This is a genomic window from Bradyrhizobium sp. Pha-3, assembly GCF_042258325.1.
Lineage (GTDB): Bacteria > Pseudomonadota > Alphaproteobacteria > Rhizobiales > Xanthobacteraceae > Bradyrhizobium > Bradyrhizobium elkanii.
This window is the reverse complement of sequence record NZ_CP170151.1, coordinates 8191393-8211922: the sequence shown is the minus strand read 5'-3', so window position 1 is coordinate 8211922 and position 20530 is coordinate 8191393. Positions and strand designations below refer to the sequence as shown.

At 63.0% G+C, this 20530-nt stretch carries 22 protein-coding genes; 16 read left to right on the top strand and 6 right to left on the bottom strand.

Features of this window, described 5'->3' with window-relative positions:
• Nucleotides 1-392 precede the first annotated feature (392 nt).
• Nucleotides 393-719 (top strand): DUF736 domain-containing protein, encoded by a 327-nt coding sequence (locus ACE10X_RS39280; RefSeq protein WP_018268901.1) that lies wholly within the window; start codon nucleotides 393-395, stop codon nucleotides 717-719.
• Nucleotides 720-839: 120 nt separating this feature from the next.
• Here ACE10X_RS39280 and ACE10X_RS39275 read toward each other — a convergent pair whose 3' ends face one another.
• Together ACE10X_RS39275 and ACE10X_RS39270 are read right to left on the bottom strand one after the other, a co-directional pair.
• A complete protein-coding gene (locus ACE10X_RS39275; RefSeq protein ID WP_016841287.1) occupies nucleotides 840-1256 on the bottom strand; it encodes a hypothetical protein in 417 nt (138 codons plus the stop codon).
• Nucleotides 1257-1420: 164 nt separating this feature from the next.
• Nucleotides 1421-1654: a helix-turn-helix domain-containing protein gene (locus ACE10X_RS39270; RefSeq protein WP_016841288.1), complete on the bottom strand. Its 234-nt coding sequence runs from the start codon at nucleotides 1652-1654 to the stop codon at nucleotides 1421-1423.
• A 240-nt stretch (nucleotides 1655-1894) separates the two neighbouring features.
• Between ACE10X_RS39270 and ACE10X_RS39265 the strand changes: the two genes are divergently transcribed.
• The 15 genes from ACE10X_RS39265 to ACE10X_RS39195 all read left to right on the top strand — a co-directional run bounded on the left by ACE10X_RS39265 (nucleotide 1895) and on the right by ACE10X_RS39195 (nucleotide 14088).
• Nucleotides 1895-2158, top strand: a complete 264-nt coding sequence (locus ACE10X_RS39265) for a DNA -binding domain-containing protein (protein WP_026191856.1) — start codon at nucleotides 1895-1897, stop codon at nucleotides 2156-2158.
• Between the two features lie 138 nt (nucleotides 2159-2296).
• Nucleotides 2297-2506: a transcriptional regulator domain-containing protein gene (locus ACE10X_RS39260; RefSeq protein WP_016841290.1), complete on the top strand. Its 210-nt coding sequence runs from the start codon at nucleotides 2297-2299 to the stop codon at nucleotides 2504-2506.
• Nucleotides 2507-2567: 61 nt separating this feature from the next.
• A complete protein-coding gene (locus ACE10X_RS39255) occupies nucleotides 2568-3083 on the top strand; it encodes a DUF2285 domain-containing protein (RefSeq protein ID WP_018268900.1) in 516 nt (171 codons plus the stop codon).
• 204 nt (nucleotides 3084-3287) lie between these two features.
• The gene (locus ACE10X_RS39250) at nucleotides 3288-3539 is read left to right on the top strand and encodes an AlpA family transcriptional regulator (protein WP_016841292.1); all 252 of its coding nucleotides are present in this window, start codon (nucleotides 3288-3290) and stop codon (nucleotides 3537-3539) included.
• 12 nt (nucleotides 3540-3551) lie between these two features.
• On the top strand, nucleotides 3552-4667 hold the full coding sequence (locus ACE10X_RS39245; RefSeq protein WP_026191855.1) for a replication initiator protein A: 1116 nt from the start codon (nucleotides 3552-3554) through the stop codon (nucleotides 4665-4667).
• Entirely contained in the window at nucleotides 4664-5302 is a 639-nt protein-coding gene (gene parA, locus ACE10X_RS39240) for a ParA family partition ATPase (protein ID WP_016841296.1), read from the top strand. Before ACE10X_RS39245 ends, parA begins: the two co-directional genes overlap by 4 nt.
• A complete protein-coding gene (locus tag ACE10X_RS39235) occupies nucleotides 5299-5556 on the top strand; it encodes a hypothetical protein (RefSeq protein ID WP_018268898.1) in 258 nt (85 codons plus the stop codon). Before parA ends, ACE10X_RS39235 begins: the two co-directional genes overlap by 4 nt.
• The gene (locus ACE10X_RS39230) at nucleotides 5553-6071 is read left to right on the top strand and encodes a DUF2840 domain-containing protein (protein WP_018268897.1); all 519 of its coding nucleotides are present in this window, start codon (nucleotides 5553-5555) and stop codon (nucleotides 6069-6071) included. Before ACE10X_RS39235 ends, ACE10X_RS39230 begins: the two co-directional genes overlap by 4 nt.
• Nucleotides 6068-6613 carry a S26 family signal peptidase gene (locus ACE10X_RS39225; protein ID WP_018268896.1) on the top strand — a complete coding sequence of 182 codons (546 nt, stop codon included), beginning with the start codon at nucleotides 6068-6070 and terminating at the stop codon, nucleotides 6611-6613. Before ACE10X_RS39230 ends, ACE10X_RS39225 begins: the two co-directional genes overlap by 4 nt.
• Before the next feature lie 34 nt (nucleotides 6614-6647).
• Nucleotides 6648-6983: a DUF736 domain-containing protein gene (locus ACE10X_RS39220; RefSeq protein WP_018268895.1), complete on the top strand. Its 336-nt coding sequence runs from the start codon at nucleotides 6648-6650 to the stop codon at nucleotides 6981-6983.
• Nucleotides 6984-6987: 4 nt separating this feature from the next.
• Nucleotides 6988-7908 carry a lytic transglycosylase domain-containing protein gene (locus tag ACE10X_RS39215; protein ID WP_018268894.1) on the top strand — a complete coding sequence of 307 codons (921 nt, stop codon included), beginning with the start codon at nucleotides 6988-6990 and terminating at the stop codon, nucleotides 7906-7908.
• 304 nt (nucleotides 7909-8212) lie between these two features.
• Nucleotides 8213-9301, top strand: a complete 1089-nt coding sequence (locus tag ACE10X_RS39210; RefSeq protein WP_018268892.1) for an IS110 family transposase — start codon at nucleotides 8213-8215, stop codon at nucleotides 9299-9301.
• A gap of 551 nt (nucleotides 9302-9852) precedes the next feature.
• Nucleotides 9853-11592, top strand: coding sequence for a VirD2 family relaxase/mobilization nuclease (locus ACE10X_RS39205; RefSeq protein WP_018268891.1), 1740 nt, complete (start codon nucleotides 9853-9855; stop codon nucleotides 11590-11592).
• 41 nt (nucleotides 11593-11633) lie between these two features.
• Nucleotides 11634-13616 carry a conjugal transfer protein TraG gene (locus ACE10X_RS39200; protein ID WP_018268890.1) on the top strand — a complete coding sequence of 661 codons (1983 nt, stop codon included), beginning with the start codon at nucleotides 11634-11636 and terminating at the stop codon, nucleotides 13614-13616.
• A 7-nt stretch (nucleotides 13617-13623) separates the two neighbouring features.
• Nucleotides 13624-14088, top strand: a complete 465-nt coding sequence (locus tag ACE10X_RS39195) for a hypothetical protein (protein ID WP_018268889.1) — start codon at nucleotides 13624-13626, stop codon at nucleotides 14086-14088.
• Nucleotides 14089-14138: 50 nt separating this feature from the next.
• Here ACE10X_RS39195 and ACE10X_RS39190 read toward each other — a convergent pair whose 3' ends face one another.
• The 4 genes from ACE10X_RS39190 to ACE10X_RS39175 all read right to left on the bottom strand — a co-directional run bounded on the left by ACE10X_RS39190 (nucleotide 14139) and on the right by ACE10X_RS39175 (nucleotide 20269).
• Nucleotides 14139-17291, bottom strand: coding sequence for a DEAD/DEAH box helicase (locus ACE10X_RS39190; protein ID WP_018268888.1), 3153 nt, complete (start codon nucleotides 17289-17291; stop codon nucleotides 14139-14141).
• A complete protein-coding gene (locus ACE10X_RS39185) occupies nucleotides 17254-17598 on the bottom strand; it encodes a hypothetical protein (protein WP_018268887.1) in 345 nt (114 codons plus the stop codon). Before ACE10X_RS39185 ends, ACE10X_RS39190 begins: the two co-directional genes overlap by 38 nt.
• On the bottom strand, nucleotides 17598-18689 hold the full coding sequence (locus tag ACE10X_RS39180) for an IS5 family transposase (RefSeq protein ID WP_038387925.1): 1092 nt from the start codon (nucleotides 18687-18689) through the stop codon (nucleotides 17598-17600). Before ACE10X_RS39180 ends, ACE10X_RS39185 begins: the two co-directional genes overlap by 1 nt.
• Nucleotides 18690-19318: 629 nt before the next feature.
• The gene (locus ACE10X_RS39175; protein WP_018268883.1) at nucleotides 19319-20269 is read right to left on the bottom strand and encodes a hypothetical protein; all 951 of its coding nucleotides are present in this window, start codon (nucleotides 20267-20269) and stop codon (nucleotides 19319-19321) included.
• Between the last annotated feature and the right edge of the window lie 261 nt (nucleotides 20270-20530).

Genomic DNA, 20530 nt, shown 5'->3' with positions numbered 1-20530 from the left:
GCCGAGGCAGTGATCGTGGAAGCGGAAATCTGCGCCTGTCAGCACAAAGAGCCAATCACGACTGAATTCATTGGGCCGGCTTCTCGGTGGGACTCGCTATCGCCAAATTCTCCTTGATGTCAGCTCTGTTCGGATCGAGCGCACCAAACGGCCTCTTCGATGGATGGATCTGGCCGAAGGCCGGCTAAGAAGCCTCGATCGCCTATGGCGCAACAGCGGCGTCACAACTTTCTTCCCCTGCCGGCTGCGCCGTCATTCCTCGCGCAAGACAAGAAAGTTCCTCCTTTGCTGTCGAGCCCCTGCGGGGTGCGCCGTCGATCGCCTCCGGCCTGTCGATCACCATCGAGGCCGCAAGGTGCGGGCTCGGAAAACAGAGATCAAGGAGAACTACCATGGCGACCATCGGCACCTTCAAGAAGTCCGGCAACAACGAGTTCAACGGCGAAATCGTCACCCTCTCGCTCCAGGCCAGGAACGTCCGGATCGTCCCCGAGACCAGCCGCTCGGGCGACAACGCCCCCAGCCACCGGATCTATGTCGGCCGTGTGGAGATCGGGGCCGCCTGGTCGAAGCGCTCCAACGAGGGCCGCGATTATCTGGGTCTCAAGCTCGACGATCCGAGCTTCACCGCTCCGATCTTCGCCAACCTCTTCGCCGACGAGGAAGGTGAGGGCTTCAGCCTGATCTGGTCCCGCCCCAGCCGTCGCAACGGCGACTGATCCGACCCAAGATGCCTCGCCCGGCTGGCCCGGGCGGGGCATCGCCTTGCTCAAGAGCTGGCCGCGCAGAGCCTCCGTCCGTGGCGACGGAGCAGGCGTGGACGGCGGAGCAAAGACCGATCAGCGACCGCGGACCTGTCCCGCCTTAATCGGCCGTTTTTGATGAGCTTCCAAAACGGTTTCGACGATGTCTTCCCAGTCAGGACAAACTGCAACCAAACGATCCAGCACCGTGGGATCCCGCTCGATCTGGCCGAGCGCTTGAGCGCGCCATTGGTCGTTGAAGCTGATGCTCATCAGCCCTAGGCATTCGACGACCGAACTGTCAGGCGGCAAGTGTTCCAACATTGCCGTCACTATGCCGGTCCATTCTTGAAGCGGACGCCACTGCGTAGCGGCGGCCCCGGTCTCCAATTTCTCTTGAAGGAGATCAATCAGCAAGAGGAAGCGAATTCGCCAAGGTTGGGACCTGAGGTCCGCGACGTAAGCGTCCACGACTTCGCGGATGTCGGCTGGCAAGTGCTCGTATAAGGTCATAGTGGCTCTCCATCCGTCTAATCATGCCCTCTAGTTCCTTTGGCTAGCAGGTGCCTTTGCAAGCAGAGCAGATTTGCCCGGAGCTGCCCATCCACTTGTGCGTGACGCAACGCGGAGTTGGTTCTCAACGTGTCAGTGCGACGGTGCAGCACAAATACACTCTGTCAGCGAGCCCGATGAGGATGAACTGCCGTTCGTTTGATCAGATCGGTTGCTTCGACGCCTAGCGCTTCAGCGATTCGGCCGAGTACCGTCACGCTGGCCGATACATCGGCGCGTTCAATTGCACCGATGTAACGGACACTCAGTCCGGCGCTATCGGCCAACTCTTCCTGCGTCATCTTCTTCACATGGCGTATCCGACGCAAATTGATCGCCATGACCTCCTTGAGATCCATGGCGATCAGGGAACGTGCATCGGAACGATCGTTCCAGGAATGATCGTTCCGATTCGTGCAGCGCCGTGTTATTCATTTCTTCTGGGTTGGGCCTGGTTTGCCGCTTTCGGGGAGCGCCGTGATGCGCCCCATGCATCGCGGCGCGACAAAAAGTCTTCTGATTATTTCGCATTCTGAGACAGTTTCGCAGTACATGGAACTATGGAACGCATCGCTTCGACCGGAAGGGGGATCATTGCAATGGACGAGATCGCATTCCAGGATCAGCCGCCGTTGACCGACCGCGTCAACGCCTATGACGAGCAACATCTTGCAATTTATCTTCGGTTGCTAATGGCTGAAGAAGAGGGGGCCGACTGGCGTGAAGTCGTCCAGATGATCTTCGGTCTGGACCCTGCTCGAGAACCCGATCGCTCCAAAAGAGTCCATGACAGCCACCTCGCTCGCGCCAGATGGATGACGGAGGCAGGTTATCGGTATCTGTTGGAACCGCGGATGCAATGAGCAGGCTCTCGTGCTCTGTATTACGCAAATTGCGATCACGCGCGATGCAACCTTTGGGTCTAGTTTACTGGACGGTCTTTCCGGATCGTGGCGTGTCCCTCGTTCGGGACGACAGAACAAGAAACGAGAGGAAACACCATGCCCACCGAGTACTGGCGCTCGCCGGAGACCATCGAACGCCTGAATCGTCTTGAGCGCCCCGGCTTCGCCCTCGAATTCCTACGCCGCAATGCTGACTATCGCCGCGACTTCGCCCACACGCAGCGCCAGATCGCGCGTGACGGCGTTGATGCCGAGACCGCCCGTGCGACTTTCGCACGTCGATGGAGGTTGCGGTTTCGCCCATGATCCCGCCGCTCCCGTTGGGAAAGAACCAACCATTTGGCTGCCTGAGGCGTCACCTGGAACTTTGATCCTGGAGCCCGCGCCGCCGGGCTTCGATGCTCTTCGTTCCATCGACCGCAAAGCTTTTGGGCAGTCGCTCCTCGAGCGCACGGACCCTGACGGTCGCGAGTTGATAATTGCGGACGGATCGGGTGAGCTTCATGTTCGGTTGCGTGACGAGCAGGGCACACGACGTCCCGCCGTGCTTCTGCCGATCGACAGCATGGCGGAGCTCCGGCTCGACGTCGCGTTACACTTCGTCCGCCTGCTTGGCGGTCAGAGTATCGGCCTTCTACCAGCGGCCCTGCGGCTGACGTCCTTTCAGAAACGGCGATTGATCCAGCTCCTTCACACCTTCGACGTCCTCGACCTAGGCGGCGGTCCGCGCGACGTGGCAGCGAAGGTGCTCGCCTCCGACCACGCCCAGCGTCGTTCGGTCGAGTGGAAGGATTCGCATGCCCGCCGTAAGGCGAACCGGCTCATTTACGACTCGAGGGCCTTGGTCGAAGGGGGCTATCTGAAATTCCTACAAGGCCTCTGACCTGCCCGTCGATCCCTTCAGGCCATCCGCCGTGATGACGCAACCCGCGCCGCATGCAGCGCCGCGGTTCGCTTTACTGCGGCTATGGGGGGACATTCACTCAGGTAAATTTTCGTCCACCCCCAACGCCTGAACTCTCCGCCACCTTGGCCCCGACATGCCGCGACTTGGCCGCGGCGCTTCGAGGCAAGACGGAGATCTCCTATGCTCGACAGGCCCGCGCAACTCTCCACCCGCTACGTGCGCACCCCCGAGGCCGCGCGCCTCCTCGGCATCTCGCCGCGCACGCTTGAGAAGTATCGCTGCCATGGCAATGGCCCGACCTTCCGCAAGCTCGGCGGTCGCGTTGTCTACGCCATCGGCGATCTCGAAGCCTGGGCCGATCAGGCCGCCTGCAGCTCTACGTCGGATCCTCGCTACGTCGAGGCCCGCGCCGCCGGCCACGCGCATCGTTAAGGAATGCTCGCCATGTCGTCGCGCCGCCTCATCACTCCCAGCGAGCGAAGCAAGCTCGATCCGTTCGTTGTCGCCACCGGCGACGCCAGCCCGCGCGATCAGCGCAATCTGATGGAGCGACCGTTCTTTTCACTCGCCAAGGCCAAGCGGACGAGGCCGATCCTTTATGAGGCCGGCGACATCCGCGTCGAGGTTTATGCGGTTTCCGAGCACGGCATGGCGACGATCTGGGACGCCGACGTGCTGATTTGGGCAGCCAGCCAGATTGTCGAGGCTGAGAACCTCGGTCTGAAGACCTCGCGTTTCCTGCGCTTCACCCCTTACCAACTTCTGACCGCAGTCGGTCGGCGGACCGGGGCCCGCGACTACAAGCTCCTGAAGGGCGCGCTGGCCCGCCTGCAGGCGACGGTTATCCGCACCACCATCCGCCAGGGCGAGCATTGGCGGCGCCACCAATTCTCCTGGATCAACGAATGGGAGGAATGTGCACAGCGCGACGGTCGCGTGGAAGGCATGGAACTTGTTCTCCCCGACTGGTTCTATCGCGGCGTCATCGATCGTTCACTCGTTCTCACGATTGATCCGGCCTACTTCAGCCTGACCGGCGGGATCGAGCGTTGGCTTTACCGCGTCGCGCGCAAGCACGCCGGCCGCCAGCCAAAAGGATGGTTGTTCGAGATCGCACACCTCCACAGGAAATCCGGCAGCCTGGTGCGAGTCTCGGATTTCGCGCTGCAGATCCGGCGCATCGCGGTACGCCAGCCGCTTCCCGGCTACCAGTTGCACATCGAACGCGAGGCGCGCAGCGAACTGCTCCGCATTGTGCCATCAAAATTATCCACATCCCCTGTGGACAGTGCTGTGGAAGCACTCGGGACTTCGCACGCAAACAGTATCGGGATTCCGCACGCAGCCCTATCGGGACTTCGCCCGCGTGAACCGCAACTAACGCTTTGGCCGGAAACCGTGATTCCGGACCTTAACATAGAATCTAACGTAGAATCTAACCGTTGTAGTGGGCCCGCGCGTCTTGCGGACAACGCCGAGGCCGACGCTGAGCGGCCCACTAAGCACCTAAGCCAACCATCTCTGCCGCTTCTCGACCGCAAGACGGGAGGCAGGCGATGATTGTCGCCGTGCTCAACCAGAAGGGCGGTGTCGGCAGGACAACGCTCGCTCTTCACCTCGCCGGTGAATGGGGGCTGCGCGGCAAGCGTGTGACCCTGATCGATGCCGATCCGCAGAGCTCGGCATTGGACTGGTCGAAGCAGCGGGCGCGGGAGAACGTCTCACGGCTGTTCGGCGTCGTTAGCCTCGCGCGTGACACGCTCCATCGCGAGGTGCCGAAGATCGCGCGCACCGCCGATCATGTCGTCATTGACGGACCACCGCGCGTTGCCGGTTTGATGCGCTCGGCGCTCCTGGCAGCAGATCTCGTGCTGATTCCGGTGCAGCCGTCGCCGCTCGACGGCTGGGCCTCGGCGGAGATGTTGTCTCTGCTGCGCGAGGCCCGCATCTATCGTCCACAGCTTGCCGCGCGCTTTGTGCTCAACCGTTGCGACGCACGCACGGTCATTGCCCGCGAAGCAACCGAGGCGCTTGCCGATCACGATCCGCCGGTGCTCGTCAGCACCATTGGCCAACGCGTCGTCTTCGCGGATGCCGCGCAGTCTGGCCGACTGGTCTTCGAGCTTGCCGAAGAGAGCGCTGCCGCCCGCGAGATCGCCGCGTTCGCCGCTGAGGTCGCGAGGATCGCACCATGAGAGAGCGCTCCACCAAGCGCGGTTTTGCGTCGCGACCTGGCGATGTGGAGCGCTGGATCAAGGCCAGCGACACGCCGCCGCGTCGCATGGATGATGCCGCGGCCTTCACCGCGCGGCTGACAATCGATGTCACGCCGACGCTGCGCGGCCGCGTCAAGGTCGCTGCGTTCCAGCGCGGCGTCACTGTCGCCGACATGCTGCGCGAATTGCTGGCGCGAGAATTTCCCCATTCACATACCGGAGAGCTGTCATGAACGACAATGAGGCCTTGCCGCCGCGTGCTGTGTCGCCCTCGCATCGGCGCGGCGTTGCGCTCACTCAAGTCGAACTAACCTGGATCGAGAAGAGAATCGAGCATTGGCTGCGCTTCGGCCGGCGCACTGAAGAGAAGATCCTCGACCGCCGCCGCAGCATATCAAGTTTTGCACCCGGCAGCATCTTCGGTTTCGTGCGCTGGGCGTCGAACGACTACGGCACTGTCATCTCGCGCATGGATATCGTGCGTGCCATTGAGGTCGGTAAGCCCTATCAGACGCTGCCCTTCGTGCGGCCCGGCGGCGAGATCCTGCTGCGTGTCGACAGCTGGCCGAAAGTCGAACGTGTGCTACTAGCGGTCGACGCCATCGAGGCGCTCAACATCGATCCGGCCGACGTCGCGCCGGAATACTGGCGACATCTCCACAACCGCCTCACGGCCGGTCATGAGCCGCGCGCCTACACGCGCGAGCAGCATGTCGGATGGCTCAAGCGCCGGAGCGTCACGCCATGACTCGCTTCGGCTATCTCACGTTGACGTACATGGCGGCGCTGGTCGTCGGCAGCCTGACGTTCGTTCACCCCGCGCCGCAGCTGATCTGGAACGCCACCGCGAGCACGCCGACAGGGTTTTACGCGCTGCATCCGGTTGGGGAGTTGCACGCCATGGAGCTGGTCGTGGTGCGGCTACCCGAGCCGATCGCGAGCTTCCTCGCTGATCGCGGCTTTCTTCCGAACGGTGTGCCAATACTGAAGCACGTGATGGCGCTGCCCGGGCAGACCGTGTGCCGGTCCGACCACGCCGTCACGGTCGATCATGTCGATGTCGGCGCGGCCCACGATAGGGACCATCTGGGCCGTCCGCTGCCGCGTTGGAGCGGTTGCCACACCCTCAAGCCGGGCGAGGTCTTCCTCATGAACCCGACTGTCCCGGACAGCCTGGACGGACGCTATTTCGGCTCGCTCCCCGACACCTCAATCGTGGCGCGCGCGATCCCGCTTTGGACCGACGAGGCCGGCGACGGCCGCTTCGTCTGGCGCGCCGCCACCGATTGACCCGCTTCCAAACCAGCAACCAAGGAGGATTCCCATGTCGCAAATAGGTCAGTTCACCCGCGACAAGTCCGGCTTCACCGGGCGCATTCAAACGCTTTTCTTCGAGCGGATTCTCATCCTCACTCCAGCCGAATCCTTGGATACCGAGAATGCGCCGGACTACCGCATCCGCCTCGGCGATGCCGACGGCCCGGAGATCGGCGCGGGCTGGAAGCGCACCGGAGAGAAGGCGGGCGATTACGTTTCGCTCATCATCGACGACCCGACGCTTCCGCGGCCCATCCGCGCCAATCTCTTCCAGTCGGGCGACGACAAATCGGCCTGGACGCTGAACTGGAATCGTCTGCCCCAGCGCGCCGAACGGGACTGATCGCATGCAGGATCCTGTCGCGCGTACCGGCAACCAGGCGCATCAACGGTCCACCTCTTTGTTCGGAGGAAAGCCGTCGCTCCCCGTCGTCCCGCTCGAACGTCAGTTGGCCTCCGCGCAGACCAGCGGTCGAGGGCGGGGCGGCCCGCCGCGCATACCCTTGACGGACGAGAGCATGACGGTTTGCTCGCGTCATGGCGGAGACGCGGCGGGCTTTGCCATGTTCCTGCTAGCCGTTCTGCTGATGATTGGCGGCACGATGCCGGCAGTGTCCGCAGAGAGAGCGCCGGCGCGCGGTCAACCTGCGAGCGACCGCTATGTCACTTATGTGGCAGAAGCCGCGCTGCGCTTTGGCATTCCGACTGCATGGATTCGCGCCGTTATGCGCATCGAGAGCAACGGCGATCGGCGTGCCGTCTCACCGAAAGGCGCACTTGGTCTGATGCAACTTATGCCCAAGACCTGGGCGGACATGCGCGCACGGTACGGTCTGGGACGAGATCCCTTCGATCCCCGTGACAACATCTTTGCTGGTGCAGCCTTCCTTCGCGAACTGCACGACCGCTACGGCTCACCGGGTTTTCTCGCGGCCTACAATGCAGGTCCCGGCCGCTACGAGGAGTTTCGCGATAGACATCGTCCGCTGCCGGCGGAGACCAAAGCCTATGTCGCAGCCATCGTCCCTTTTGTCGATGCGGAGAGGACGCCAGAGCCTCTCCTCCTCCCGGCCTCTTCTCGTTCATCCTGGACGCGGGCGCCGCTGTTTTTCGGCCGCGCTGACGGGCCGTCCTCTTCCGCGCCAGCAACATTCGATCGACCAGCGCACGACAGGCCGGCTGCAGTTCCAGTGCACGATCTCTCGGCCATCGCTCCGCTGTCGGAAGGCCTGTTCGTCGCGCTCTCGACACCGGGACGATCGCAATGACTTCACCGCATTGCCAACATGAAAATCCAGATCGGCGTACGCTTGCAAGCATCCGTGCTGCGAACATCTGGACCGTTGCTGTATCCCGGCGGTTTTCCGCCGCGCTTCGATACGAATTCGGGCTCAGGCGTGTTTCAGCGCTGACCGGCGAAAAGCAAAGAGCAGGCGAGGGGGACGACCAGGTAACGACCGAACGAGGGCCGCCCGTAATCGGTCTGCGCCGGGAGTTGCGGCCGCAGCGCAAGTGGTCTGCGCGATGAATGACGCGCACAGTGCACCGCCTCAGCAACGCGGGAGGCGTGTGATGAAATACTTCTGTGGCCTGGATGTCGGCATGGACGAGACGGCCGTGTGCGTGGTGGACGACAAGGGCAAGGTGATGCTGGAGGCGGCGGTGGTGACCGATCCGGACGCGATCAAGGCGGCGCTTGCGCCGTATCTCGGCGGTTTGCGGCGGCTCGGCCACGAGGCGGGCTCGCTGTCGCCCTGGCTGCATCCGGAGCTGCTGCAGCTCGGCCTGCCGGCGGTCTGCCTGGAGACCCTGCACGTACGCGCGGCGCTGAAGGCGCAGCGCAACAAGACCGACCGGGCGGACGCGCTCGGGATCGCCCACATCATGCGCACCGGCTGGTTCCGGCGCGCCCATATCAAGAGCGCGGCCTGCTACCGGCTGCGGCTGCTGCTGACGCACCGGCGCAATCTGAAGCGCAAGTTTCTGGATCTGGAGAACGCGATCCGGCACTCGCTGAAGGTGTTCGGCATTCGGCTGAACCGGGTCGGGCGCGGCGGCTTTGCGCAAGCGGTGCGCGAGGCGGTGGCAGGAGATGCGCTGGTCACCGAGCTGATCGACGCCATGCTGACCGCGCGCGCGGCGCTGTGGAAGCAGTACTGCCGGCTGCACGACCTGGTGGTCAAGCTGGTCGCCGGCCATGCGCTGTGCCGGCGCTTCATGCAGATTCCCGGCGTCGGCCCGATCGCGGCGCTGAGCTTCATGACCGCGGTCGACGATCCCTCGCGCTTCAAGCGCTCGCGCGACGTGGCGGCGTATTTTGGCCTGACCTCGCGGCGCTGGCAGTCCGGCTCCTCGATCGACGTGCAGGGCCGGATCAGCAAGGCGGGCGACGGCGATGTGCGCCGCGCGCTCTATGAAGCGGCGAGTGCGCTGCTGACCCGCTACAAGAAAAAGGACAAGGTCAAGACCTGGGGCATGGCGATCGCCAGGCGCGCCTCGCACCGCAAGGCCGTGGTGGCGGTGGCGCGCAAGCTCGCCGTGATCATGCATGCGATGTGGGTCGACGGCACATTTTATTGCGGCGATCCCGACGCATCGCAGGCGGACGTCGACGCACGTACCGCCACCAAGGAGCGCAAGCTGCTCGGAGCCCATGCATGACCAGAGGCGAGCCGATGGCAGATCAATGACCCGAGCAGTGTAGCCAATTTGAACACGGAGCTCCGCCACAAGCGGAAGAGACCTGGTGCAGATCAACGACGACGGAACGCACGCTATCTTGCCTGTGGCCACGCACCTGACGTGCAAGCTGGACCACGCCGGAGTGCCTGTGATGTGGCTCCGTCATGCCGATGGAAAAGTGCGCCGCGACGGCATCCGCGCTGCCTTGTTGCAGCGATTTTGCGCCGTCGACGAGCGCGGAAGAGTGCACGGCGCACCGGGACTCGCGGTTGTGGTGGCGCATCGCGTTCAGGCGTGGCGCAGAGGGCCTTGTCGCAAGAAAGAAAGGAAGCGAGAATGGGTGACAGCGAGCAACTTAGACGACCGATTAAGAGGGCGAGATAAAAGGCCGCAATGTGCGGCTCGGTCGGTCGGTTGTTGTTGCTTTCCTTTTTTGCCGACCCGGCAATGTGTGGCGTCGACGCGCAATGTGTGCCTTACCATCAACTCATTGCCGGGATTCTGCTTTTCGCACATTGCCGAGGCTGCCGATGGCTGAAGAGAACGACTTTCAGCCTCGGCCTGGCCGCATCCGCTCCTCGCGGAGCCAGCGGGCCAAGCCATTTATCGCCCAGGCGCTTGCCGCCGCTCAGCGCGCCGGCGGCGGCATTTCGCGGACGGGCCAGCTCGCCAACCATCGTCATTCGCGCTTCGGCCGAGGTCGGGTCGCCAGCGTGCAGGCAAACCGTCTGCTCACCGGACGCTCGCGTCTGGTGACGATCAAGGCCCGCGTTGTTCGGCATCGGGCGAGATCGGCGCCGCTCGCCGCGCACCTCGGATATCTCCGGCGCGAGGGCGTTACCCGGGACGGGGAGAAGGCCAATCTGTTCGGTCCGGACACCGAGGATGCCGATCCCAAGGCCTTTGCTGAGCGCTGTCAGCATGACCGTCACCATTTCCGGTTCATCGTCTCGCCCGAGGACGCGCCTGACATGGCCGACCTCAAGGGCTTCGCTCGCGAGCTGGTCGGCCAGATGGAGAAGGATCTTGGCACCAAGCTCGACTGGCTGGGCGTCGATCACTGGAACACCCAGCACCCGCACGTCCACATCATCGTGCGCGGCGTCGGCGAAGACGGCCAGGAGCTCGTCATCTCCCGCGACTACATCAAGGAAGGAATGCGCGCTCGCGCCCAAGATCTGGTCACACAGGAACTCGGGCTGCGCTCCGACCTCGACATCCAACGCTCCCTTGAGCGCCAGGTCGAAGCCGAACGCTGGACACAGCTCGACCGCCAGCTTGTTCGCGACGCAGGCCGGCATGGCGTCGTCGACCTTGCGCCCAATCCGATGCAGCAACCTGATCAGTTCCATGTGTTGAAGGTCGGCCGGATGCGACGCTTGGAAAGCCTAGGCCTCGCGCATCAACTCGGGCCAGGCCAATGGGTCATGGACGAGGCCGCCGAGACGACGTTGCGCGAGCTCGGCGAACGCGGCGACATCATCAAACGCATCCACCGCAGCCTGACCGAACGCGGCATCGAGCGCGGGACCGCGAGCTACGTGCTGGCGGGCGAAAGCCTCGACGTCCCCATCATCGGGCGCCTCGTCGATCGCGGTCTCGACGACGAACTCAAGGGGACCGCTTATGCCGTGGTCGATGGCGTAGACGGCCGCAGCCACCACATCAGGCTGCCCGATCTCGACGCCGCCGGCGACTGCGCACCGGGCTCGATCGTCGAGCTGCGCAAATTCGATGACGCGAGAGGGCAGCGTCGCGTGGCGCTCGCCGTCCGTTCCGACCTCTCGATCGAAGCGCAGGTGACGGCGAACGGCGCGACATGGCTCGACCACCAGGCCGTCGCACGCGACCCTGTGGCGCTCGGCCAGGTCGGCTTCGGGGCCGAGGTCCGCGGCGCCCTGCAACGGCGCGCCGAGCAGCTCGTCGAGCAGGGGCTCGCCGGGCGCCAAGCGCACGGACTGGTATTTGCGAAGAACCTGATCGGCACGCTGCGCCGTCGGGAGTTAGAGGATCTCGGCAAGCAGCTCGCCGCCGAGACCGGCCAGCCGTTCAACCCGTCGGCTGCTGGCGAACATGTCGCCGGTGCTTATCGGCAGCGCTTCGCGCTCGCCTCTGGCCGCTTTGCCATGATCGACGACGGTCTCGGCTTCCAGCTCGTGCCCTGGACGCCCTCACTCGAAAAGCAGCTCGGCCGGCATGTCTCCGGTGTCGCCCGCGCCGACGGCGGCATCGATTGGGGTTTTGGGCGCAACCGGGGGCTCGGCCTGTGAACGATCCCTCCAATCATCGACGTCAGGAAAGGACGGCCGTCATGTCCGCGACCAAGATTCTCTGGGGGCAGGTCATCACGGTGTTCGCGATCGTCCTGCTGACGATCTGGACCGCGACGGAGTGGACGGCCTGGCGGCTCGGCTTCCAGCCGCAGCTCGGGCAGCCCTGGTTCGAGCTGCTCCATTTTCCGTTCTATCTCCCACCCGCCTTTTTCTGGTGGTGGTATGCCTACGACGCCTACGCACCCTCAATCTTTATCGAGGGCGGCTACATCGCCGCGTCCGGCGGCATCATCGCCGCGGCGGTCGCGATTGGCATGTCGGTCTGGCGCGCCCGCGAAGCGAAGAATGCCGAGACCTATGGTTCGGCGCGGTGGGCCGAGGCAAAGGAGATCGAGCAGGCCGGATTACTCGGGCCCGACGGCGTCGTGCTCGGCCGGTTGGAGCAGACCTATCTTCGCCATGATGGACCAGAGCATGTCCTGTGCTTTGCGCCAACCCGGAGCGGCAAGGGCGTCGGCCTCGTCATCCCTTCGCTGCTGACTTGGCCGGGCTCGGCGATCGTCCACGACATCAAAGGGGAGAACTGGCAGCTCACCGCCGGCTTCCGCGCACGGCACGGCCGCGTCCTTCTGTTCGATCCGACCAACGTGAAGTCGTCGGCGTACAATCCGCTGTTGGAGGTCCGCCGTGGCGAGTGGGAGGTGCGCGACGTCCAGAACATCGCCGACATCTTGGTCGACCCGGAGGGTAGCCTCGAGAAGCGGAACCACTGGGAGAAAACCAGTCACGCGCTCCTGGTTGGCGCGATTCTCCACGTCCTCTATGCCGAGCCGGACAAGACGCTCGCCGGCGTCGCAGCCCTCCTGTCCGATCCGAAGCGGCCGATCGAGTCGACGCTTACCGCGATGATGCGGACGGCGCATCTCGGCGAGGCCGGCGTCCATCCAGTGGTCGCGTCCGCTGCGCGCGAGTTGCTGAACAAATCCGGCAACGAGCGCTCCGGCGTCTTGAGTACCGCCATGTCGTTTCTGGGGCTCTACCGAGATCCTGTGGTGGCGGAGGTCACACGGCGCTGCGATTGGCGGATCACCGACATCGTCGGTGGTGACGGGCCGACCACGCTGTACCTCGTGGTGCCGCCGTCGGACATCAACCGCACCAAGCCGCTGATCCGCCTGATCCTCAACCAGATCGGCCGCCGCTTGACCGAGGAACTCCTCGCCAAGGCTGGACGGCGCCGGCTCCTCCTGATGCTTGACGAATTCCCGGCGCTCGGCCGGCTCGACTTCTTCGAGTCCGCGCTAGCCTTCATGGCGGGTTACGGGATCAAGAGCTTCCTGATCGCCCAGTCGCTGAACCAGATCGAGAAAGCCTACGGACCCAACAACTCGATCCTCGACAACTGCCACGTCCGGGTCAGCTTTGCGACCAACGACGAGCGGACCGCGAAGCGGGTGAGCGACGCACTCGGCACGGCGACCGAGATGAAGGCGATGAAGAACTATGCCGGCAGCCGGCTCGCGCCTTGGCTGGGTCATCTGATGGTGTCGCGGTCGGAGACCGCCCGCCCGCTGCTGACGCCCGGCGAGATGATGCAGCTGCCACCCTCCGATGAGATCGTCATGATGTCGGGTCTCCATCCGATTCGGGCGAAGAAGGCGCGCTATTACGAGGACGGACGCTTCCAGGAGCGCATCATGGCGCCGCCGACGCCGACCAACCCCCGTGACAACCGGCCGGACGATTGGAGTTCACGGCCACTCCCGCCGCGCCCCACGGCTCCTGCGACGTCGACCGACGACGCGAACGATGCAGAGGATCCGAAGACCGCCGACCGCCGGCAGCAGCCGGAGCTGGACCGCGACACTGTGGAGAAAAAGGAACCGCTGGACAACGAGTTCGCGCCAGACTTTGCCGACGAGCTCGAGGAAGATGCCCCGCGGATCAGGCGCATGAACGACATGATGCAGGGCGTCGCGCGCCAGGCATCGCTCGATCCTGGCGACGATCTTGGATTGTGAGGCAGGCATGACCGCGCCGAAGAAGAAAGCCCAGATGTCGGTCTATCTGGATCCGGACGTCATGAAGACGCTGTCGGCTTATGCCGCTCGGCGCGAGCAGCCGATGTCGCTCATCGCCGAAGCCGCCATTGCGTCTTTTCTGTCGCCTGACGCCGACGAGCGGCGGGAGGCCGCCACCGCCAAGCGCCTCGACCAAATCGATCGTCGGATCGCGCGGCTTGAGCGGGATGTCGGGATTTCAGTCGAGACCATCGCTCTCTTCATCCGCTTCTGGCTCACGACGACACCGCCGCTCCCCGAACCAGCCGCCAAGGCCGCGAGGGCACAGGCCGGAGCGCGTTATGATAACTTCGTCGCGGCGCTGGGCCGGCGACTAAGCCACGGGCCACAGCTGAGGCAGGAGATCCCGGATGACGTGGATAGCGTTCAGTCTTATTCCCGCCCAGAACCAGCGGGGTCCGAAGGTAATTAGGGAGCCGCAATAGTCGCCAGCCCCGCTCCGGCCCCATTCGTCTCAGCGGATTATTGAGCGCCTGCGCGAAAAGTTCTGTTCACGGAGGCGCCGCGCTGCGTGGCGCGAAGCTCGTAGTCGTTCCGAATGGAACTATTGTCATAAGCGCCGGCAATATCCTTCGACGTTGCGAGCTCAAAGCCAGCGGGGTCAAGCCAACTAACGCGGGCACCGTGGGGAACAGGTATCACGTTGTATCGTGGCCGCGCGCCATTGGTTCCAGTCAATTCGACCGTCTCCGGAGCAAATGGTACGGCGGCGTGCTCTCGCCTGGGCAAGCTGTTCTGCCACTCGAGAAAAAGCTGCGGATCGATGTAGTCGTCGGGCTCGATATCCACGTGGTTTGCGTGCAACCAAGTTTCGAACTCTTCACGACGTTCGGCAGCGCGCTCTCGTGTGTGAGCTAGCCCTTGTGCAAGCACATAGGCGACGAACGGATCGTGTGTGCCCCATCGCAGCAGTTCGCGAGCCCAAAAGCCAAACCACGGTAAACCCGTGGTAACGCGCCACTCTGAAAGCGACGGTACCGCGTAGGGGTCGCCCGCGCCTGCCGACCAGGCCTGCGCGACGACCGCTCCTATGGCGACACCCAACTTGAATTCGAGGTTGTCGGCAACGAAGCGCTGCCAGCTCCGAAGCTGATCCGCATCAGGTCCAGCGGCGTCCGCTACTTGCATCCACCATGCCAGCACGTCCCGCCAGTTTGCGAGCAGCGCCTGATCGCCGACCGTGGCGCGCACCCGAAATCCGAACCCGCGATCATTAGAGAGAAGCATCCCGATTTGTTCGAATACGCGCAGCCGGGTGCTAGCATCATCAACCCCGTAGCTGTGTGCTGCTGCCATCAAAACTCGGATTTGAGGAGCAACCCCCTCGAAGCGACGGCCAACGATCGGAGAGAAGCCATATTGATAGAGACGCCGACGTTCGTCCGCGTCCGGGTAGACGGTTTCCACCACCGCGCGGCCACGCCGTATAAACGCTTGCTCCATCCATTCTTCTTGGGCGGCAGCAACCGCGGTGAACGTTCGCCGCCATAGTTCGATGAGCTGAGCTTCGGCTTCGGCGCCCGTCATGCTCACTTCGTCTGCACGTGCGACCTCCTCCAGCGCCGCGAGCAGCACGCCGTCAAGTTCATCAAGACTATCTGCTAGGCGAGCGCGAAGTCCGCTCGCTCCCTCACCAGCCTCGGGACTGATATTCGGCGGAAGGACCTGATCGAGCCAGTCCAGAAATCGGTTAGGCGGCAGCCCAAGAACGCTGATTGCACGATCGCGGATTGCGGTCAGGAGCATGGCCAACGGACTCTCGACCGCATCAGCATCGCGTTCCTCGATCAGCAACGCCGTTCGGAGCTGTTCATAGTCTGTCACGAGATCACGACGTTGCCTGCGCTGAACCCCGACGAAACTGTCTGCCGTCGTGGAGATCGTGGTTGGGAGCGCTATAAGCGTCATACCCTCGATCCCTCGGGCGGCTCCGGGCCGTCCAGCCCGGCCTGCGAGATTGCGGAATTCCGCAGTGGAAAGTGGCGTTATTATCTGTTGCTCGTTCTCTGCGTCCCAAGAGCGCCGCTTCAGCGACGAAAGAAGAATTAAGTCGAACGGAAGGTTAACTCCCTCTGTCAATGTCGCGGTTGCGACCGTTATCGGGCAAATTCTCCCCTCGATCATTTCGGTCATCAGGCGCCGAAGCCGTTGCGGCATTTGGCCGTGGCTCGTCGCAATGCCCCGATCAAGGAGCGCGAGCTCGAAGGAGTCGACGCCGCAATAGTCGATACAAGCAGCCCGTGCTTCGTCGTAGCGCCCGCGCAGTTCCCCGTCAGGCGCCGAGAAGCCAGGCGCTGTCGCCCATGTCGGCAGTTCGAGAGCTTCCTTGAACCAGCGCATCGTCTGTTCTGGTTCCTGCGCTACGGAGATAAGAATGCGTTGATCTTCCTCGACCAAGTGAAGAGCCGTCCAAAGTACGGTTAGACTATTGAAGCGATTGAGACTATTCCGCATGCCCGCTGGCAATTGCGGCATTTGTTCGATTCGAAGCCGGAGATACACGGGCTGCTCCTCGCCACGCAGATACAGCGGTCGCCCGTTCATGATATCGAGAAGGATCCGGCACGGGCGGTTCGGTGTTGTTTCCAAAACGCCGATAACCTGTCGAGTGCTTCGATAACGCACTCCTACGGCTTCAGCGTCGGGCCGCCCCTCGACCCAACGTGCTACAGGCAGGGATGCGCCTCCCGCCACCGCAGTGAGCGCGATTCGCACGACGTCCGGCCGCCTTGCGAGAACGCGCGATATGAAGCTTTCGAGCCGGAGCGAGCGATTGCGGTGCTCCGAAAAACTGATCCTGGTGTTCTCCCCACCCTCCGGAACCACCTGGTGTGCTTCGTCAATGACCACAAGCCGCAAGCGCCCAAGCAAAAGGGGACCAAGGTAGCGCATCAGCGCATCCGCCTTTTCTACCGTCACGATGAGCACGGTCGGTTGTTCACCGCTCAGCCAATAATCCGTGATGCCCCAGTCCGCGCCGCCATAGAGTCCGGTGACGATCATCTCATCGCCGAGCTCACCTCGAAGCTTAGCCTCCACTTCACCAGCTAGGGCGCGCGAGGGCACGAGATAGATTGCCAAGGGGGCGACGTCCTTGTGCCCCCGTAGCAGCAACTCTTTGACCAACGCCATGTTGGCGACCAGCGTTTTGCCAGATCCAGTTGGTGTACAAAGAGCAAAGGAACTGTCCCTCAACAGGCGCTCCAGCCCCTGCAATTGCGAGGTCCAGAGAATACCGCGCCCCCGGCTGAATTGTCCCCGAGCGTAGGCCAGGAGCTTCGAACGTCGGTCGGGATTGAGGTCCGATAGCGCATTGAGGGGACGATAGATGCTTGCGCGTCTGAAGCCATCCGCTACCTGCTTCAGCAGTCCTACGAGGAGCGAGGCGTCGTCGCTGAAAACACGCGCGGCCATTCCATCAAGGGCGTTGAGCTTCTCCATCGCGCGGCCGCCGCGCTCATCATCCCCACGTCGTAGACTGTCAGCCAGGAGCCCGAGGCAGCGCACGAGCTCGACGGTGAAGAGCCAAGTTACTCGGTCATCATCGTCGAACGCGTCTAGCAGGCTGTTGAAGAACTCAGCCGCGTTCGCAAACGAAGGCTGAATCGTCGCCATTGTGTATGTAGAAGTGACCGACGAGCCTGCCCGCCGTGCCGATCATAGCCCATCCGCGACCGCAGGCGGGGTCATTCTCATCGTGCCCTTCCCATGAGAACTCCGCGCAGGCCGAACCGTCTCGCGCGCCGTAGCGGACATCGAGGAAGCCGTTTAGCGCACCGAAGGCAATTTCACCGTCGGACTTGCCCTTGAAGGTGAGATGCGCCTCGTCGACGAGGTCGAGGAAGTCGCCGTCCCAGTTGTCCATTTCGACGATGCGCCAGCGGCCAGCAAAGGCCTTGGCGAAGCCGGGCACCTTGGCCATCAGCCGGCCTCCGCGATCAGCTTGGGCAGCCGCACCAGATTGTAGGCGGCGGCAGCGAAGGTAAAGGCCCATCCGACGCGTTCACGGCCACGGAAGCGGGTCTTCTCTTGCCCGGCGACCGTCTTGATCCAGCCGAATGCCTCCTCGATGCGCTTGCGGATGCGCTGGCTGACGGCATAGCCGCCGTGCCGGGTCGTTCGCCCGTCGATCGCAGAGCTGCGGCCGCTGGTGTTCTGCGCAACATGCGGCGTCACGTTCATCGAGCGCAGCTCGTTGACGAAGTCTTCGGCGTCGTAGGCTTTGTCGGCGCCAAGCGTGATCGCTGTCGGCCGGTCGGCACGCGGTTCGATCATGTGCAGCGCGGCCACCCGTTCGGCATGCCCGTCGGCCCGCGTCAGGCAGGCGTCGACCAGCAGGCCGTGGCGGTTCTCCATCAGCCCATGCCCGATGAAGCACAGCTTCGTCTCCTTGCCTTTGCCCTTGCGGTAGAGCCTGGCATCCGGATCGGTGGTCGAAGCATGGGTGTCGTTTGAGCGTTTCTGGCCATGGAAGTCCGCTTCGGCATTGCGCCCGCCGCCTGGCGCCGGCGGCTCGCCAGAGCCATCCTTCGGCTTCACGCTCTTCATCGAGGCCCAGGCCTCGATCAGCGTGCCATCGACCGAGAAGTGATCGCTCGACAGCAGCTTCTTCACCTTGGGCTGCGCCAGCACCGCCGCCAGGAACTTGGCCGCGATGTCGCCTTCCAGCAACCGGTCGCGATTCTTCGAGAACACCGAATGGTCCCAGGCTGCGTCGTCGACGCCAATTCCGACGAACCAGCGGAACAGCAGGTCGTATTCCAGCCGCTCCATCAAGAGCCGCTCCGAGCGGATCGAATAAAACGCTTGCAACAGCATCGCCCGCAGCAGCTTCTCCGGCGGGATCGACGGCCGCCCAATCGGCGAATAGAGCGCGGCAAACTCGCGCTCCAGCGTCGACAGCGCCTCGTTCACGATCGTCCGGATCGCTCGCAGCGGATGGTCACGCCGCACCCGCGCCTCCAGATCGACGTAGCTGAACAGCTCGCCCATTCGATTGTCGCCGCCGCGCACGCCCCATCTCCGAATCTCGTCGGAGCCAATGAATCACGGTCGCTGGTCGGCGGCGAGCACCTTTTTCAACAGCCTGCTAGGTCGGGTCTAGCCAATTTTTCGGAGGCGTCTGGACTCGTCAGATCGCGGTGGGATGCCCAAAACTCGGCCGCCCGCTCCAGCACGTTGTTCAAAATCCGCACGCAAGAAGGCAGCGTACAGAGCGACCCCATCGTGCTCGCTATCAACCTGCCCCAAAAGACCGGACGCCATTGCTGGGAGGCCGCCAAGTTGGTAGGCGGCAGCAGCAAGTATCTCGATCGGAACAACGGCGCGGATGCTATCCGCTGCTCGCGTCAGCCACTCAAGGATTTCGCCTGTGCGGCGAAAGCAGGCGATAGCGCCTGGCGACGCCGGCCCATCGACTTGCTGAAATATATGTGCTGCATGAAGGAGACGCCTTGCGTCCTGCAGCTGACTGGCGGATTCCTGGTCCGTCCATTGAATTGTAGGCACTTGCCATGTCGCCTGCAGACAGCGAACATACGCTCGAGCCTGTAGGCGCGAGAGTTCATTTTCCACGGCCAGTTGGCGGCGGAGATTGTTGGCCAGGTCGAGCCGTTCAGCATCAAATTCTGGCATAGCTCAGCCTACGTCCAGAGCGAAGAATACAGGCCATCGATGAGCAATTCTCCGTCGCTCAGGATGAGCTCAACGACCTGTAGGTCATGAGGAGCGGTGTACTCGTTCGGCAGTTCCTCCCAGCCGATCAGCACGTCTCCTTCCTCTCTCCGTTGCGCGCCGTTACCCGCGATCAGAATGAGGTTCGTGCGAGGCAGCGGCCGTGGGTGATCGAGGATCAGCGCCTCATCGAGCGACAAGATCGCCGCCGCATAGCCCTCCGAATCTCGCTGTTCTAAAAGCCTCTGCAGTTGGCGCAAGCCATGCGGCACCGGTGTGTCCCGATTTATTTCAAACCACACACCTTTCCCCGAACGTGTGCGCTCTCCAGTGTCCGGGTCGGTGATAAGCTCACCGAGCATCAGCTCATTGAAGACACCATCGGTGAGCAGGCGGCGCCATTTGGCCTCTCCAGCGATAAACCTCGATACCCGACCATCATCATCCAGAACGACTCCGATGAAGTCGCTCCCGAATCGGCCAAACACCTCGCGCCACCGCCGCCCGTCTCGAGCCAGTGAGAATAAATAGGCCTCAACATCAGCGTGATACCGAAACAGGTAGATCGGCACGCGCCAAGCGTGACCGCCGACAAACGAATCGCGAAAAGCTTCCGTGAGCATTCCCGCCATCACCTCCCCGAAAAGACCGCGAAGCGCCTTCAGGGGGAGGCAGTTCGGATAGCAAGCCTCCTCGCCGGGAGCGCCAGCGTCCGGGTGAAGGTTGATCCCGATCTGAGCGTGGAAGTATTCCCGCGCGTCTGTGTGAGCCGACTCGAAGTACGGCCTTAGCCCGGCGATCAGGTCGTTGTCGGTGTCGGATTTTTGCTCGAGGAGAAGGTGGCCGAAACGCCCCCGCACGCTGTCGAAAGATTCGAGCCATTCGTCGAGCGCCTCGCTCGGGGGCGGACAGGTGTGCATCGTTGATAAAACGCCTCAACCAAAAATTGTCGCTCGCCGGGAATATACCCTGTTATCGTTCGATGAAACTAGGCCTTTGGCGGTCGCAACGACCAAAACCGGGCCTACACGTGCAGTATGACCGTCGTCCATTGCAATTCCGAAAAAGTAGTCAGTAGCAACCTGGCCCCGCATCCCGGTTAGGATATCGCCTTCTATGCAGCAAGTATTTTTTCTCTGCTCTACGCCCGATCGCTACGACGGCTGAATACTTGTTGAACT